The organism is Pseudomonas cichorii (assembly GCF_018343775.1).
GTDB classification, from domain to species: domain Bacteria; phylum Pseudomonadota; class Gammaproteobacteria; order Pseudomonadales; family Pseudomonadaceae; genus Aquipseudomonas; species Aquipseudomonas cichorii.
Map to the genome: position 1 here is coordinate 357,920 of NZ_CP074349.1, position 14,598 is coordinate 372,517.

A 14,598-nucleotide genomic window follows, 5' to 3' on the forward strand; every position below is an offset into this window, starting at 1 on the left:
AGCTTGTGGCTTGCCGCTTGCCGTAGGGAACGATCCTGCGTCATCGTGCGTCATACCCCTGGTCTGAGCCCGCATCCCCTGTATGCGATTTGTTTTTTGCAGGTAGTTTTCTGCCCGCTCATACCAGGAGTCCTTCTCGTGTTTTCCTCTTTTTCTGGAGCTTTTTGTCTTGAAGCAGAGGCGTACCGTTCATGAGTACGTCTGTTTCCCCATCCAGCGGCCAGGTCCGCATGAATGCTCCGGTGTTCTACTTTGCCGCGAGCGTCATCCTGATCTTCGGCGTCACCGTGATCGCCCTCCCCGAGGCCAGCGGCGAATGGTTATTGGCAGCGCAGAACTGGGCGGCCAATACGGTCGGCTGGTATTACATGTTGGCCATGACGCTGTATCTGGTCTTCGTGGTGGTCACCGCCTTGTCTGGCTACGGCAAGATCAAGCTCGGTGCCGACCACGACGAGCCCGAGTTCAGCTATCTGTCATGGGCGGGCATGTTGTTTGCCGCCGGGATCAGCATCACGCTGTTCTTCTTCTGTGTTTCCGAACCCCTGACCCACATGCTGCAACCGCCGCAGGGCGAGGGCAGCACCACTGAGTCCGCACGTCAGGCCATGCAGTTGCTGTTCCTGCACTGGGGCCTGCATGGCTGGGGCGTATTTGCCTTCGTCGGTATGGCGCTGGCGTATTTCGCTTACCGTCACAACCTGCCGCTGGCCTTGCGCTCGGCGTTGTATCCGCTGATCGGCAAGCGCATCAACGGCCCTATCGGCTATGCCGTCGATGGCTTTGGCATCATCGCGACCATCTTTGGTCTTGGTGCCGATATGGGATTCGGCGTGCTGCACCTCAACTCGGGTCTGGATTACCTGTTCGGTGTTTCCCATACCCAATGGATTCAGGTCGGGTTGATCACGCTGATGATGGGCGCAGCCATCCTGGTGGCTGTCTCGGGCGTCGACAAGGGCGTGCGGGTCATGTCCGACATCAACATGCTGCTCGCCTGCGCACTGCTGCTGTTCGTCCTGTTCGCCGGCCCGACTCAACACCTGCTCAACACGCTGGTGCAGAACATCGGTGACTACCTGGGCGCGCTGCCGACCAAGAGTTTCGATGTCTATGCCTACAGCAGCGACGCCAAGGGCTGGCTGGGCGGCTGGACAGTGTTCTACTGGGCCTGGTGGATTGCGTGGGCGCCTTTTGTCGGCCTGTTCATTGCGCGTATTTCCCGTGGCCGGACCATTCGCGAGTTTGTCTTTGGTGTGCTGCTGATTCCGTTGGGTTTCACGCTTGCCTGGATGTCGATATTCGGTAACAGCGCCATCGAGCAAGTGCTCAACCACGGCATGACTGCGCTGGGACAATCAGCCATCGATGATCCGTCGATGACCCTGTACCTGCTGCTGGAAACCTATCCATGGAGCAAGACTGTCATTGCGGTGACGGTGTTCATCAGCTTTGTCTTCTTCGTCACCTCGGCGGACTCGGGCACCGTAGTGCTGTCCACCCTGTCGGCCAAGGGCGGCGGCCCGGACGAAGATGGTCCGAAATGGCTGCGCGTGTTCTGGGGCGTGGCGACGGCGGTGATTACCAGCGGGTTGCTGTTCTCCGGCAGCATCGATGCGCTGAAGTCCGCCGTTGTGCTGACCTCGCTGCCGTTCTCGCTGATTCTGCTGCTGATGATGTGGGGGCTGCACAAAGCCTTCTTCTTGGAAACCCAGCGCCAGATCGCCCAGACCTATTCCCTGGCCCCGGCTTCCGGTGCGCGACGTGGCGGCTGGAGACAGCGCTTGAGCCAGGCCGTGCATTATCCGTCGCGTGATGAGGTCTATCGCTTCCTCGACCAGACCGTACGCCCTGCGATTGAAGAAGTGACGGCGGTGTTCGTTGAGAAAGGCCTGAGTGTCGACACTCAACCCGATCCATCCAACGACTCCGTCAGCCTGGAAATCGGCCACGGCGAAGAACGCCCGTTCATTTACCATGTGCAGATGAAAGGCTTCTTCACCCCGTCATTCGCCCGCGGCGGCATGGGCTCGAAACAACTGAACAACCGTCGTTACTACCGAGCCGAAGTCCACTTGAGCGAAGGCAGCCAGGACTACGACCTGGTGGGCTACACCAAGGAACAGGTCATCAACGACATACTGGACCAGTACGAACGGCATATGCAGTTTTTGCATTTGGTGAGGTAGGGGCAAGCTACAAGCTACAAGTCAAAAGCTTGTAGCTTGTAGCTGCCGCGTCACGTACTTTCCCGCTCAACCAGGCTGCAATCGAGCAGGTTCAGTCGCTGTATTTCCCCTTCCAGCGGCAGTACGCCGAGGCTTTCCAGTACGCGCTGTGCAGCCAGGACGCCGATTTCCAGAGCGGGTGGTTTGATGGTGCTGAGGCTCGGCATCATCATTTGCGCGAAGGCGTAGTCGCCAAATCCCATGACGGCGCAGTCCTTTGGTATTTGCAGGCCTGCACGCTGGCTGGCGAGCAATCCACCGGCGGCCAGGTTGTCGTTGGCGAAGAAGATGGCGTCGGGTTTGTCCGGGCCGTTCATGAGTGTATCCATCGCCTGTTTGCCAGCCTCGAAAGGGGCCATTCCTTCCGCCGGGACGAACACCCTTGGCTTGAGGCCGAAGGTTTCCAATGTGGCGATGTAGCCGTCACGGCGTTCAAGGGCGCTGAAGTCACCTGCCATGCTGTTCTGCACGAAGGCGATGCGTCGGTAGCCTTTGCCATGCAGATAGCGGGTAGCGCTGACGCCCACGTCGTAATGCGAGAACCCGATCTGGATCGGGCTGCGGCCTGGCTGGTGGTCCCAGGTTTCGATCACCGGGATATCCGCCTGCTCGATCATTTTCTCCGTGGCAGCACTGTGAAAGCGACTGGTCAGCACCAGCGCTGCCGGTGACCAACCCAGAAATGCCCTTACCGCGCTTTCTTCCTGTTCGGTGGAGAAGTAGCTGGAGGCCAGCAGCAACTGGAAGCCGTGCTTGCTCAAGGTGTCACTGAAACCCTGGATTGTATTGGCGAAGATCGGACCCGAGATGTTGGGAATCACCATGGCTACGACCCGGCTGCGTGCCGATGCCAGACCTCCTGCCACCAGATTGGGTACATAGCCCAGTTGATTGACCGCTGCGGCGATGCGTTCGCGCAGTTCGGGGGAAACCTGATCCGGCTGGTTGAAATAACGCGACACGGTAATGGCCGAAACACCTGCCTGCTTTGCCACGCCTGTGATGGTCACGCGGCCTGCGCCTCGGCGTTTGCGTGTCGCAGGGATGTCGTCAGCCATGGGCGGTCACTTCGTATAAAAGAAAAAGGAATATAAAGGTAATTTTTCAGTATTTGACGATCTATGTATCGGTTACTGATACTGGCGATGTTAGCGCTAACAAACGGGTTTGTCTGCTACTCGCCACCGCGAATGCCCGCACCCGGTTAGCCAGCAATTTCAGACGTCAGTGCTTGAACACTGACCGACCAGGGCACATATCAGGCAGGCACGCAGATGCACACAACACTTGGGGATAGCGTCAAACACAACCTTCTGGCGCAAGCCATCGGCCAGGCCAACACGGCGCGCGGACGTCGTTGCGGCATGCTGCTGATGAGCCTGGCGGCTTTGCCGCTGGCTCCGGCGATGGCTGAAACCGAAGCCACGCAGAACGCCGAGGCGCCCACGCTCAAGGCCGTCACCGTTACGGCCACGCGCCGCGAAGAGTCGTTGCAGAAAGTGCCTGTTGCGGTTTCCGTAGTCGAGGGCGAGCAACTGGAGCGCGACAACCGCAATGGTGTGTCCAGCATCGTGCAGCAGATCCCGACCCTGAACTTCCGCACCGGCGCTTCCAACAAGGACACCTCGCTGTTCATCCGTGGTGTGGGCACTATCTCCACATCGCCGGGCGTCGAGCCGACCGTTGCGACGGTCATCGACGGTGTCGTGCTCGGTCGTCCCGGCCAGGCAACCCTGGACCTGCTGGACCTGGAGCGCATCGAAGTCCTGCGCGGCCCTCAGGGCACGCTGTTCGGCAAGAACGCTTCGGCCGGTGTGCTCAACGTGGTCACCAAGGCGCCTACCGAAGAGACACATGGCTATATCGATCAGTCCTATTTCAGCGGCAATGAAAGCCGCACGCGCTTCGGTATTGGCGGCAGCCTGATCCCGCAGACCCTCAAGGGCTCGATCACGACCCTGTTCGGCAGCTACGACGGCAACGTCGACAACAAGCTCAACGGGCATGAAGTCAACGGCTATAACCGCAAGGGCGCACGGGGCAAGCTGGAATTCACCCCAAATGACGACATCACATTCACCCTGATCGCCGACTACATGCAGGCTCATGACGACGCGCCAAACGGCGTGGTCAGCAAGTCGCTGACGTCAGCGTTCAGCAGTGCCTTGTCACCGGTGCGGGCCGACAGCGACAACCGCGATGTGAACAGCGATTACCGCAGCCATGTGGACGACGTCAACAAAGGCTTGTCCGGCCAACTGGACTGGAAACTGGGCGACTACACCCTGACGTCCATCACGGCCTGGCGTGGCTGGGACAACACCCAGTATCAGGATGGTGACCGTCTGGGCACCATCACCGCCGCGTTCCCCGGCACTGAAGACAAGGGCCAACTGGAGTACAACCAGTATTCTCAGGAGTTGCGTCTGGCTTCGCCTAAAGGTGAGTTTCTGGAGTACGTCGGCGGCCTGTTCTACATGCATGGCAAGAGCGACGAAACCTATCAACGCACCCTGATCACTCCCACCACCCAGGACCGCGGCGTCGCCGACTACAGCACCACCAGCGAAAGCTACTCGGTATTTGGTGAAACCACGTTCAACTTCACGCCTGATTTTCGTGCCATTGCCGGTCTGCGCTGGACCCACGACAAGCTGGAATACGACCACCGTCGTGTCTCCACCTCGGCCACTACGGTCAGTGGCATTCAGCCGGCCACCAGCAGCTCGGGTACAGTGGATGAAGATGGCAAGTCCGGTCGCCTGGGTCTGCAATACGACCTCAGCGATGCGGTCACCACTTATGTCACCTACTCGCGTGGTTACAAGGGCCCGGCCTATAACGTGTTCTTCAACATGCAGCCACGTGATACCGATGCGCTCAAGCCGGAAACCTCCAACACCTGGGAAGTCGGCATCAAGGCCACCAGTTGGAACAATCGCCTGACCACCAACCTGGCCGTGTTCCGCAGCGAGTACGACAACTACCAGGCGAACTTCTTCGACAGTGTGGCCGGGCAAGTGGTAACGCGCCTGATCAACGCCGGCAGTGTCAGCACTGAAGGTGTCGAACTCGACTACGCCTTGCAGGCCACCACCAACCTGAAAATCTCCGGTGCCCTGGCTTACACCCAGGCGCGCATCGACAGTTTCGCGTGCCCTGCCGGTGCGGCGGCGTCCTGCAACGTCGATGGCAAGACTCTGCCCTACAGCCCTGACTGGAAAAGCTACGTTCGTGCCGACTACACCATCCCGCTGGATAACGGCCTGGATATCGAACTGGGTACCGATTACAGCTGGCAGAGTGAAGTGCAGTACGACATCAGCCAGAACGCCGACACCAAACAAGGCGCCTACGGTATCTGGAACGCCAGCGTTGCCCTGGCCGATTACAACGCAGGCTGGCGTGTCGCGTTGCTGGGCAAGAACCTGGCTGACAAGTCTTACTCGCCAATGCTGGCCACTGGCGGTAACTACATCTACCGTGCAGTACCACGTGATGACGAGCGTTATTTCGGTGTGCAGTTGCGTAAGGATTTTTGAGCCGTTGCGTGCAACAACCCTCAATGAATCGGTAAGGAGTTGGTTATGAGCGAGTCCGCTCGTCAGTTGAAGTTAGGCGCGTTTCTGATGGCCACCGGGCACCACGTGGCGGCCTGGCGTCACCCGGATGTTCCGGCCAATGCGGGGCTTGATATCAAGCACTACAAGCATCTGGCCAAGGTGGCGGAGGCTGCACGGTTCGACGCGCTGTTCGTGGCCGACAGTGTGGCGGCCGCGACTGGAGATATCGCCAGTCACATGGCGCGCTCCGATCATTTCGAGCCGCTGACGCTGCTGTCGGCCCTGAGCGCGGTGACCGAGCACATCGGCCTGATTGCAACGGCGACCACGACCTATAACGAGCCTTACCACGTCGCCCGCAAGTTCGCCTCGCTGGATCATCTGTCTGGTGGGCGAGCCGGCTGGAATCTGGTGACGTCCGATGCTGCCGCCGAAGCTCAGAACTTTGGCCGTGAAGAACATGTGGGACACGCCGAGCGCTATAGCCGCGCCCGGGAGTTTCATCAGGTCGTGACCGGGCTCTGGGACAGTTGGGCGGACGATGCCTTTGTCCGCGACAAGGCCAGCGGGGAGTATTACGACCCTGCCAAGCTGCATGTGCTCGACCATCAGGGCGAACACTTCAAGGTCAAAGGCCCGCTGAATGTGGCGCGCTCTCCGCAAGGCCAGCCTGTCGTGGTGCAAGCGGGGTCTTCGGAGGTCGGGCGTGATCTGGCGGCGCAAACGGCGGAAGTGGTCTTCACGGCCCAGACGTCACTGGCCGATGCCCAGGCGTTCTACGCCGACATCAAGGGTCGGCTGAAGGCATACGGTCGCAGTGCCGAGTCGCTGAAGATCATGCCTGGTGTGTTTATCGTGGTGGCTGAAACCGAGGCCGAGGCTCAGGCAACATTCGAGTCGTTCCAGGATCTGGTCGACCCTCATGTGGGCGTGGCGTTGCTGGGCCGCATGCTGGGTAATTTCGACCTGTCGGGCTATCCGCTGGACGGACCGTTGCCGGAGCTGCCGTTGACCGACAGCGGCCAGCGCAGTCGGCAAAAGCTGCTGACCGATCTGGCCGAAAAGGAAAACCTGAACCTTGCGCAGTTGGGACGTCGCATCGCCGGTGGCCGAGGGCATTACAGCCTGATCGGCACGCCAGTGCAGATCGCCGATGAGCTACAGACCTGGTTCGAGCAAGGTGCTGCGGACGGCTTCAACGTGCTGGTGCCGCATTTACCGGGAGGCCTGGAAGATGTGGCTCGCCTGTTGGTGCCTGAGTTGCAACGCCGTGGCTTGTTCCGCACCGAATACGAAGGCTCGACCCTGCGTGAAAACCTCGGGCTGCAAAGACCGTCCAACCGGTTTGAGTAACTGACGACGGTAGGAGCGGATTCATCCGCGAGACGTCATTGAAGGCGGTAGATCTTCTTCGGATGTACGGGCCTCTCGCGAATTAAGCGGAGCGCCGCCCGATTCGCTCCTGCGAGGGCTCTGCAGTGCAATCATATTCACAAGGAAAAACCTCATGAAACCACTGGCCTTCATCGCTGCCGCCCTGACCTTGTGCGGGGTGTTCAACACCGCGATCGCCAAGGAGCCGGACGCCTTGCGCATCGGCTATCAGAAAGGCTCCATCACACTGGTACTGGCCAAGGAGCACGGCTTGCTGGAAAAGCGTTTTGCCAATACCCAGATCAAGTGGATCGAGTTTCCAGCCGGGCCGCAGATGCTTGAGGCCTTGAATATCGGCAGCCTGGATATCGCTTCGACCGGTGACATTCCGCCGATCTTCGCTCAGGTGGCGGGTGCCGACCTGGTGTACATCGGTGCCGAGCCGGCCAAGCCGCAAGCCGAAACCATTCTGGTGCGCAACGACAGCCCGCTCAAAGGCGTGACAGACCTGAAAGGCCGCAAGGTCGCGCTGCAGAAAGGCTCCAGCGCACACAATCTGGTGCTACGGGCCTTGAACAAGGCCGGTTTGAGCTTCAAGGATATTCAGCCGATCTACCTGACCCCGGCCGATGCCCGTGCCGCGTTTGAAAACGGCAGTGTCGATGCCTGGGCCATCTGGGACCCCTATTACTCCATCGCCATCAACGAAGGTCATAGCCGTGTGCTGGCCAATGGCGAAGGGCTTGGATTGTCGGGCCCTATCTACACGGCTCGCCGGGCCTATGCCGAAAAGAACGGCGCGTTCGTTCAGCAAGTCCTGGATGAGCTGAGCGCCGCCGATGCGCTGACCCGCAGCGACCGGGCCGGGAGCATCCAGATCCTGGTGCGCAGCATGGGCCTGCCTGAAGCGGTGATCGCCCAGTACATCGACCATCGTCCAGAATCACCCAGCCTGCCGATCACGCCCGAAATCATCCGCGCCCAACAGGCCACCGCCGATCTGTTCTACGAGAACCGACTGGTGCCCAAGCGGGTCGATGTACAGCAGGCTGTATTGAAAGAAGGCGTTCGCGAATGAATTCATTTGCGAAAAGGCCATCCGAAACCACCTAACAAGAGAGGACTCAATGACCTACATCGCTGCCGAAAACCGCTATAACGACATGCCTTATCGCCGTACCGGCCGCAGTGGGCTGGTGTTGCCGGCCCTCTCGCTTGGTCTTTGGCACAACTTTGGTGACAGCACGCCCATTGAAACCCAGCGCGCCATGCTGCGCACGGCATTCGACCTGGGCATCAACCATTTCGACCTGGCCAACAACTATGGCCCGCCTTATGGCAGTGCCGAGGTCAATTTTGGTCGCCTGCTGCGTGAAGATTTCAAGCAGTACCGTGACGAGTTGATCATCTCCACCAAGGCGGGCTGGGACATGTGGCCGGGGCCTTACGGGCAGGGCGGCGGGTCACGCAAGTACGTGCTGGCCAGTCTCGACCAGAGCCTGCAACGTCTGAGCCTCGACTATGTGGACATCTTCTATTCCCATCGCTTCGACCCTGATACTCCGCTGGAGGAAACCGCTGGCGCACTGGCCACTGCCGTACAGCAGGGCAAGGCGCTGTACATCGGTATTTCTTCCTACTCGGGCTCGAAAACCCGCGAAATCGCCGCGCTGCTGAAAGAGTGGAAGGTGCCGTTGTTGATTCATCAACCGGCTTATAACCTGCTCAACCGCTGGGTCGAGAAGGACCTGCTTGATGCCACCGAAGAGCTGGGCACGGGCGTGATTGCCTTTACTGCGCTGGCTCAGGGACTGCTGTCGGACAAGTATCTCAATGGCGTGCCGCAGGACGCCCGGGTCAATCGTCCGGGTGGCGGTTCGTTGCAGGCTTCGCATTTGTCGGAAGAGAACATTGCCCATGTGCGGGCGCTCAATGAGATCGCCAAGCGTCGCGGCCAGAGCCTGGCACAGATGGCTCTGGCCTGGACCCTGCGCGATCCACGTGTGACGTCAGCCCTGATCGGTGCGAGCCGTCCAGAGCAGATCATCGAGAACGTCGGCGCGTTGAAGAACCTTGAGTTCAGCAGTGAGGAACTGGCCGAGATCGATCGTTTCGCCGTGGAAGGCGGGATCAACCTCTGGGCCAAGCCATCGCTTGCCCAATAAGTAAGAGCGAATTCATTCGCGAATGAATTCGCCCTTACAGATCACATCATGAATGGGGGAGTGGGGGTTTAACCCTCATCCCCTTCATCGTCATCCCCACCATCGACCTTCATGCCCAGTTCCTTGATCTTGCGGGTCAAGGTGTTGCGGCCCCAGCCCAGCAGCACGGCGGCGTCGCGACGGCGACCTGCTGTGTGCTTGAGGGCGGTTTCGATCATGATGCGCTCGAAGGTCGGCACGGCGCTGTCCAGAAGGCTGGACTGCCCACGGGACAAGGCCTGGTCGGCCCACTGACGCAATGCCTGTTCCCAGTTGGTGACTGGCGCGGCATCTTGCGGCAGGCTGAGCAGTTCGGGTGGCAGGTCGCTGATATGCACTTCACGGCCTGAAGCCATGACCGTGATCCAGCGGCAGGTGTTCTCCAGTTGGCGAACGTTACCCGGCCATGGCAAGTGCTTGAGGTATTCCTCGGTCTCGGCCTTGAGCAGTTTTGGCTCGACCGCCAGTTCCTGCGCGGCGCGGCTCAGGAAGTGTTTGGCCAGGGTCGGAATGTCTTCGCGCCGGTCCGACATGCGTGGAATATGGATGCGGATCACGTTCAGGCGGTGGAACAAGTCTTCACGGAACTTGCCGGCTTGTACCAGGGTTTCGAGGTTCTGGTGAGTCGCGGCAATGATGCGCACATCGACCTTGACCGGCGTATGGCCGCCAACCCGATAGAACTCGCCGTCAGCCAGTACCCGCAATAGGCGCGTTTGGGTGTCAGCTGGCATGTCACCGATTTCATCGAGGAACAGCGTGCCGCCATCGGCCTGCTCGAAGCGACCGCGACGCAGGTTGGCCGCGCCGGTGAAGGCGCCTTTTTCGTGGCCAAACAGCTCCGACTCCATCAGATCCTTGGGAATCGCTGCCATGTTCAGCGCAATGAACGGCGAAGCCGAGCGCGGGCTGTGGCGGTGCAGAGCGTGGGCGACCAGCTCTTTACCAGTGCCCGACTCGCCATTGATCAGCACGGTGATGTTGGAGTGGCTCAAACGCCCGATGGCACGAAACACTTCCTGCATCGCAGGGGCTTCACCAATGATTTCCGGGGTGCGGGTCAGGGTCGGCGCTGCGTCCAGGCCTTGCTGCTCCTGGGCGTGCTGGTTGGCACGCTTGACCAGCGAGACGGCTTCGTCGACGTCGAACGGTTTGGGCAGGTACTCGAAGGCACCGCCCTGATACGACGCAACGGCGCTGTCCAGGTCCGAGTGGGCGGTCATGATGATCACCGGCAGGCGCGGATGCTGCTCGCGAATCCGGGCCAGCAGATCCAGGCCGCTGGCACCGGGCATGCGGATGTCGGAAATGATCACGTCCGGTTGCTGACGGGCCAGGCGACTCATCACCCCATCCGCGCTATCGAAGCTTTGTGTGGTCATGCCTTCCTGTTGCAGGGCCTTTTCCAGTACCCAGCGGATGGAACGATCGTCATCTACGATCCAGACAGTTTCACTACGGCTCATGGCGAAGCGGCTCCTTGTTCCAGCGGCAGGAAGATCGAGAAAGTGGTGTGGCCGGTATGGCTCTCACATTCGATCAGGCCCTGGTGCTGGCTAATGATGTTCTGGGTAATGGCAAGACCGAGTCCCGTACCATCCGGGCGGCCACTGACCATGGGGTAGAAAATGGTTTCCTGAAGTTCGGCCGGAATACCGGGGCCGTTGTCGATGATTTCGATCTTGCTCACCAGTCGATGGCGAATGTGCCCGATGGTGAACTGACGCATGGCGCGGGTGCGCAGGGTGATTCGTCCCAGGCGCAGCTCGTTCTGACTGCCGATGGCCTGCATCGCGTTGCGTACGATATTGAGTACGGCCTGAATCATTTGTTCACGGTCGATCAGAACGTCCGGGATGCTTGGATCATAGTCGCGCACCAGCGTGATGCATCCTTGGGTTTCTGCCTCGACCAGACTGCTGACCCGCTCAAGTACCTCGTGCACATTGGTCATGGCCAGCGAAGGCAGCTTGTTGGAGCCCAGCATCCGGTCGACCAGATTACGCAGGCGATCGGCCTCTTCGATGATGACGTTGGTGTAGTCCTTGAGGCTTTCTTCGGGCAGCTCGCGGGACAGCAACTGAGCCGCGCCGCGAATTCCGCCGAGGGGGTTCTTGATTTCGTGAGCCAGGCCACGCACCAGCATCTTGGTGGTTTCCTGCTTGGACAGCTGGGCTTCTTCCTTGGTGATGCGCAGAAGGCGATCACGAGGATGAACCTCAAGCAGTAACAGGGTTTCACCCTTGTTGAGGATAGGTGTCACCGCATAGTCGACGGTCAGGGTCTGACCGGTCAGTGCGGTAAGCATGGCTTCGCGCTTGGTGAAAGGGTGGGCCTGCTCCACGGCCTGACGAAGCGAACTGAGTGCTTCGGCGGACTCGGTGAACAGTTCGCTGATGAATTGTCCATGGCTGCGCTGACCACTGATGGCCAGCAGCATTTCCGCTGCCGGGTTCATGTACTCAAGGCGCAGATCGGCATTGAGCAGAATGGTGGCAGTGGTCAGGTTGTCCAGTAACAGACGGTGCAGCGCGTCGCTGATAGTCATGAATCTTGTTGACCTCTTTTGGCACATTGCAATCGCGGAGGTGCAGGGCTGAGCCGTCCTGGCCAGCATCAGCAAAGCCACTGATACGGTGCTTAACGGGGTGCTGTGCAAGCGAAGTTGCAAGAACCAAACCAAGGCTCCGAAAAGAAGCGTTTAATTCGCAAAATCGGGCTTTTTTTGGATCAGTGCTCACATAAGGCGCCATGCGACAGTCATTTCTGAACCATATTGGGCTGTCTTGAGGCGTGCCGAGGTACATGATGCACCATTAAGGTGCTTTGGTGGCGGGATGACCTTTTATGCCTAGAAAAAAGGCAGGATGCTGCTTTCTTCCTCGGGTTTGTCCTTGATCGGGCACTCGGGACGTACACCGTACTCGGGGAGCTGGCAGGGGTTGGCTTTGCGTTTTTGCGCCAGTGAGGTGCGCAGCATGTGGAAGGGCTGGTTGGGCGTTTTTTCCAGCACGCGGTCGTACTCATCGACTATCTCGACCGATAGCTGGTGCGTACCCCGATCAATATTGCTCAGCGGGATGACCGGGCTGCGTCCGGGCTGGCCTGCGGGTTGGCCATCCAGAAACAGGCGATAGTTGTGCCCGGGCTGCAGAGCCGGTTCGCTGGTGACGGTCACGATGACGTCGCCGCTGGTGCTGCGTACTGTTCCGTCCGGCTCGGGGACCAGAACCCGCAGCAGTTGATAGCGAAATATCGACTTGGCCTTGGGTTTTGCGGGTGCTGCCTGATAGGGGCGGGCGGGTGGTGTGCCCGTCATGTTGTTGCTGGGCGGTATCTCCACGCGCTTGGCATTCTTGCGCGGCTGATCGGTGAATACCCGGTTGCCGTTGGCATCGATGTAGGTATAGACGTCAGCGGCTGACGGCAAGGCTGTCAGCAGCAACAGGCACATCAGCAGGCCATGGAGCAGGTGTCGTTCAGGGCCGGTTGACATGGACGCGCTGCACGGTAAGGGTGATTGTCTGGCTTTGCTGGACGACACGTTGGGAATCCAGCACCACGACCGCAAAACTGTGTTCGCCCCGATCGATATTCACCACCTGCAGGCGGGGGATATTGGTGGGTGTTCCGTAAGGGTTGCCGTCCACCAGCAACTGGAGCTGGTGGCCGGGGTGCAGGCGCGGCTGAATCTTCACGCCCACCGTGAAGGTGCCGTTATTGGCGCGCAATGCTTCGTCTGTCGGCAGGTCGGTCAGTTCCAGTGTGCTGTATGCGTCCCGAGGCTGTGTCTGTGTGCTCGTCGGGTGTGGTGCGATGTTCGTGGCTGGTGCGGAGGGAACCCGGGTTTCCACGCTGTTGAGTGGCGGTAACTCGACGACCTCGGTCTTGATGCCGTTGGGCGGCTGATTGCTGAACGCGGTATTGCCATTCGCATCAGTGTACTTATAGATCTGTGCCACGGCAGGCAGGCTGATCAATAGGAACAGGCAGATGAGGCTTTGGCGCATGAGGCTCTCGGCAGCAAAGGGAAGGTCGTCAGCATAGAACACTTCGGTCGGGCGGTCAGGCTTACAGTTTCGCAGCGCACAGATCCGTGGTGGCAAGTACCAGTGCCTGATCGTGAATCGGGTCGGTACGGTGATGCTTGAGTGCGGCATCCAGCAGTGTCCGACAGTTGTCCGAGGCGCGGACCGGCTGGAAATCGGCATAGGTGCGCAGCAATTCGGTCTGCAGTCGATCCAGTCTGGGGCGGATGTCGTCGACCAGGCTCTGGCGTGCGGTATCGGGTGCCTTGCCTGCCGTGTGCCACTGTTCGAGCAGGGCGTTCTGCACACGTTTGTTGGCTTCGATCTGGGTGCGGAACAGTCGTTGAACATCGTCGGGATTGAGTTTGAATTCGGCGGCACGGGCCTGAGCGGCACTGATGACCTGCTGCTCGCGAGGTGGATCCTCGACAGCCTTGCCGCTGTCCCATTTGCTCAGGGCAACCTGATCGGCAATGGTCAGGCGCTCGCTGATGGCTTGCAGCAAAGGTTCAAGGGGGGATGGCTTCTGTTCGGCGGCGAGAGCAATGCCGGGAGAAATGCATGTCAGAGTCAGCAGCGAAGTGGCCAGAAGCAGGCGCATGGCAGTTCCATCTCGAATCTGTGGGTGGAGCGCAGATTTAACTCCAGGTCATCGACCAGAGCCAGTGGCAATACGAGGCATGGCCGTTTAGCGCGATAACGGTGTTCCAGCGGCTCCAGCATAGAACACAACGAGTTCGACCGGTGTATTGCCGGTCTTGCCGCGGTGAATGATATCCACCATTTCGGCCAGGGTTTCACCTGCTTTGATACGAATGGACTTGCCCCCTTCCTTTGCTTCGACCGTGAGTTCGCCGGAAAGGACGTAGGCGGCGTTTGGAACGGGGTGCTGGTGCCATTTCAGCGTGCTGTTCGCCGGGATGCTGATCTTGAGAATGCTCAGTTCCGGCTGGCCTTCGGGATAAGCCTTGTAGGGCGTTCCATCCCATGACTGGGTGGCTTCGAGCAATATCTGGGATGTGGGCTGGTTTGTGCCCTGCATGTTTTTGTCAGCGAAAGCCATGTTGCCCAATAACAGGCTGGCGACGACCAGCAGGATGTTGATGTTCATGGAAACCCCCGGTTTTGCGATTGATTGATCTCAAGGCGAAACGCAAGAATTCCAAAAAGCCAGGGCTGCAAGGTGCTAATTATTTACTAC

12 protein-coding genes are annotated in these 14,598 nt (G+C 59.4%); 5 read left to right on the forward strand and 7 right to left on the reverse strand.

Annotated features, from left to right (window positions below; all coding sequences use genetic code 11):
* Positions 1-230 precede the first annotated feature (230 nt).
* Positions 231-2,189, forward strand: coding sequence for a choline BCCT transporter BetT (gene betT, locus KGD89_RS01695; protein WP_208601946.1), 1,959 nt, complete (start codon positions 231-233; stop codon positions 2,187-2,189).
* 50 nt (positions 2,190-2,239) lie between these two features.
* Here betT and KGD89_RS01700 read toward each other — a convergent pair whose 3' ends face one another.
* Positions 2,240-3,286 carry a LacI family DNA-binding transcriptional regulator gene (locus KGD89_RS01700; RefSeq protein ID WP_025258101.1) on the reverse strand — a complete coding sequence of 349 codons (1,047 nt, stop codon included), beginning with the start codon at positions 3,284-3,286 and terminating at the stop codon, positions 2,240-2,242.
* A 216-nt stretch (positions 3,287-3,502) separates the two neighbouring features.
* Here KGD89_RS01700 and KGD89_RS01705 point away from each other — a divergent pair, with 216 nt between their 5' ends.
* From KGD89_RS01705 to mgrA, 4 genes are all read left to right on the forward strand, one after another.
* Positions 3,503-5,770: a TonB-dependent receptor gene (locus tag KGD89_RS01705; protein WP_025258102.1), complete on the forward strand. Its 2,268-nt coding sequence runs from the start codon at positions 3,503-3,505 to the stop codon at positions 5,768-5,770.
* A 45-nt stretch (positions 5,771-5,815) separates the two neighbouring features.
* Positions 5,816-7,144, forward strand: coding sequence for an LLM class flavin-dependent oxidoreductase (locus KGD89_RS01710; RefSeq protein ID WP_025258103.1), 1,329 nt, complete (start codon positions 5,816-5,818; stop codon positions 7,142-7,144).
* Positions 7,145-7,298: 154 nt separating this feature from the next.
* Positions 7,299-8,243, forward strand: coding sequence for a sulfonate ABC transporter substrate-binding protein (locus tag KGD89_RS01715; RefSeq protein ID WP_025258104.1), 945 nt, complete (start codon positions 7,299-7,301; stop codon positions 8,241-8,243).
* 49 nt (positions 8,244-8,292) lie between these two features.
* The gene (mgrA, locus tag KGD89_RS01720) at positions 8,293-9,330 is read left to right on the forward strand and encodes an L-glyceraldehyde 3-phosphate reductase (protein ID WP_025258105.1); all 1,038 of its coding nucleotides are present in this window, start codon (positions 8,293-8,295) and stop codon (positions 9,328-9,330) included.
* Between the two features lie 68 nt (positions 9,331-9,398).
* On the opposite strand, the gene ntrC is transcribed toward mgrA, so the two are convergent.
* The 6 genes from ntrC to KGD89_RS01750 form a co-directional block, all read right to left on the reverse strand.
* Positions 9,399-10,835: a nitrogen regulation protein NR(I) gene (ntrC, locus tag KGD89_RS01725; protein ID WP_025258106.1), complete on the reverse strand. Its 1,437-nt coding sequence runs from the start codon at positions 10,833-10,835 to the stop codon at positions 9,399-9,401.
* Positions 10,832-11,917 (reverse strand): nitrogen regulation protein NR(II), encoded by a 1,086-nt coding sequence (gene glnL, locus KGD89_RS01730; protein ID WP_025258107.1) that lies wholly within the window; start codon positions 11,915-11,917, stop codon positions 10,832-10,834. The genes ntrC and glnL overlap by 4 nt, the downstream gene beginning before the upstream one ends.
* A gap of 303 nt (positions 11,918-12,220) precedes the next feature.
* Positions 12,221-12,865 (reverse strand): DUF4124 domain-containing protein, encoded by a 645-nt coding sequence (locus tag KGD89_RS01735; protein WP_025258108.1) that lies wholly within the window; start codon positions 12,863-12,865, stop codon positions 12,221-12,223.
* Entirely contained in the window at positions 12,849-13,379 is a 531-nt protein-coding gene (locus tag KGD89_RS01740; protein WP_051427761.1) for a DUF4124 domain-containing protein, read from the reverse strand. Before KGD89_RS01740 ends, KGD89_RS01735 begins: the two co-directional genes overlap by 17 nt.
* Positions 13,380-13,440: 61 nt before the next feature.
* Positions 13,441-13,998 (reverse strand): chorismate mutase, encoded by a 558-nt coding sequence (locus KGD89_RS01745; RefSeq protein ID WP_025258110.1) that lies wholly within the window; start codon positions 13,996-13,998, stop codon positions 13,441-13,443.
* Between the two features lie 87 nt (positions 13,999-14,085).
* Positions 14,086-14,508, reverse strand: a complete 423-nt coding sequence (locus KGD89_RS01750) for a cupin domain-containing protein (protein WP_025258111.1) — start codon at positions 14,506-14,508, stop codon at positions 14,086-14,088.
* Between the last annotated feature and the right edge of the window lie 90 nt (positions 14,509-14,598).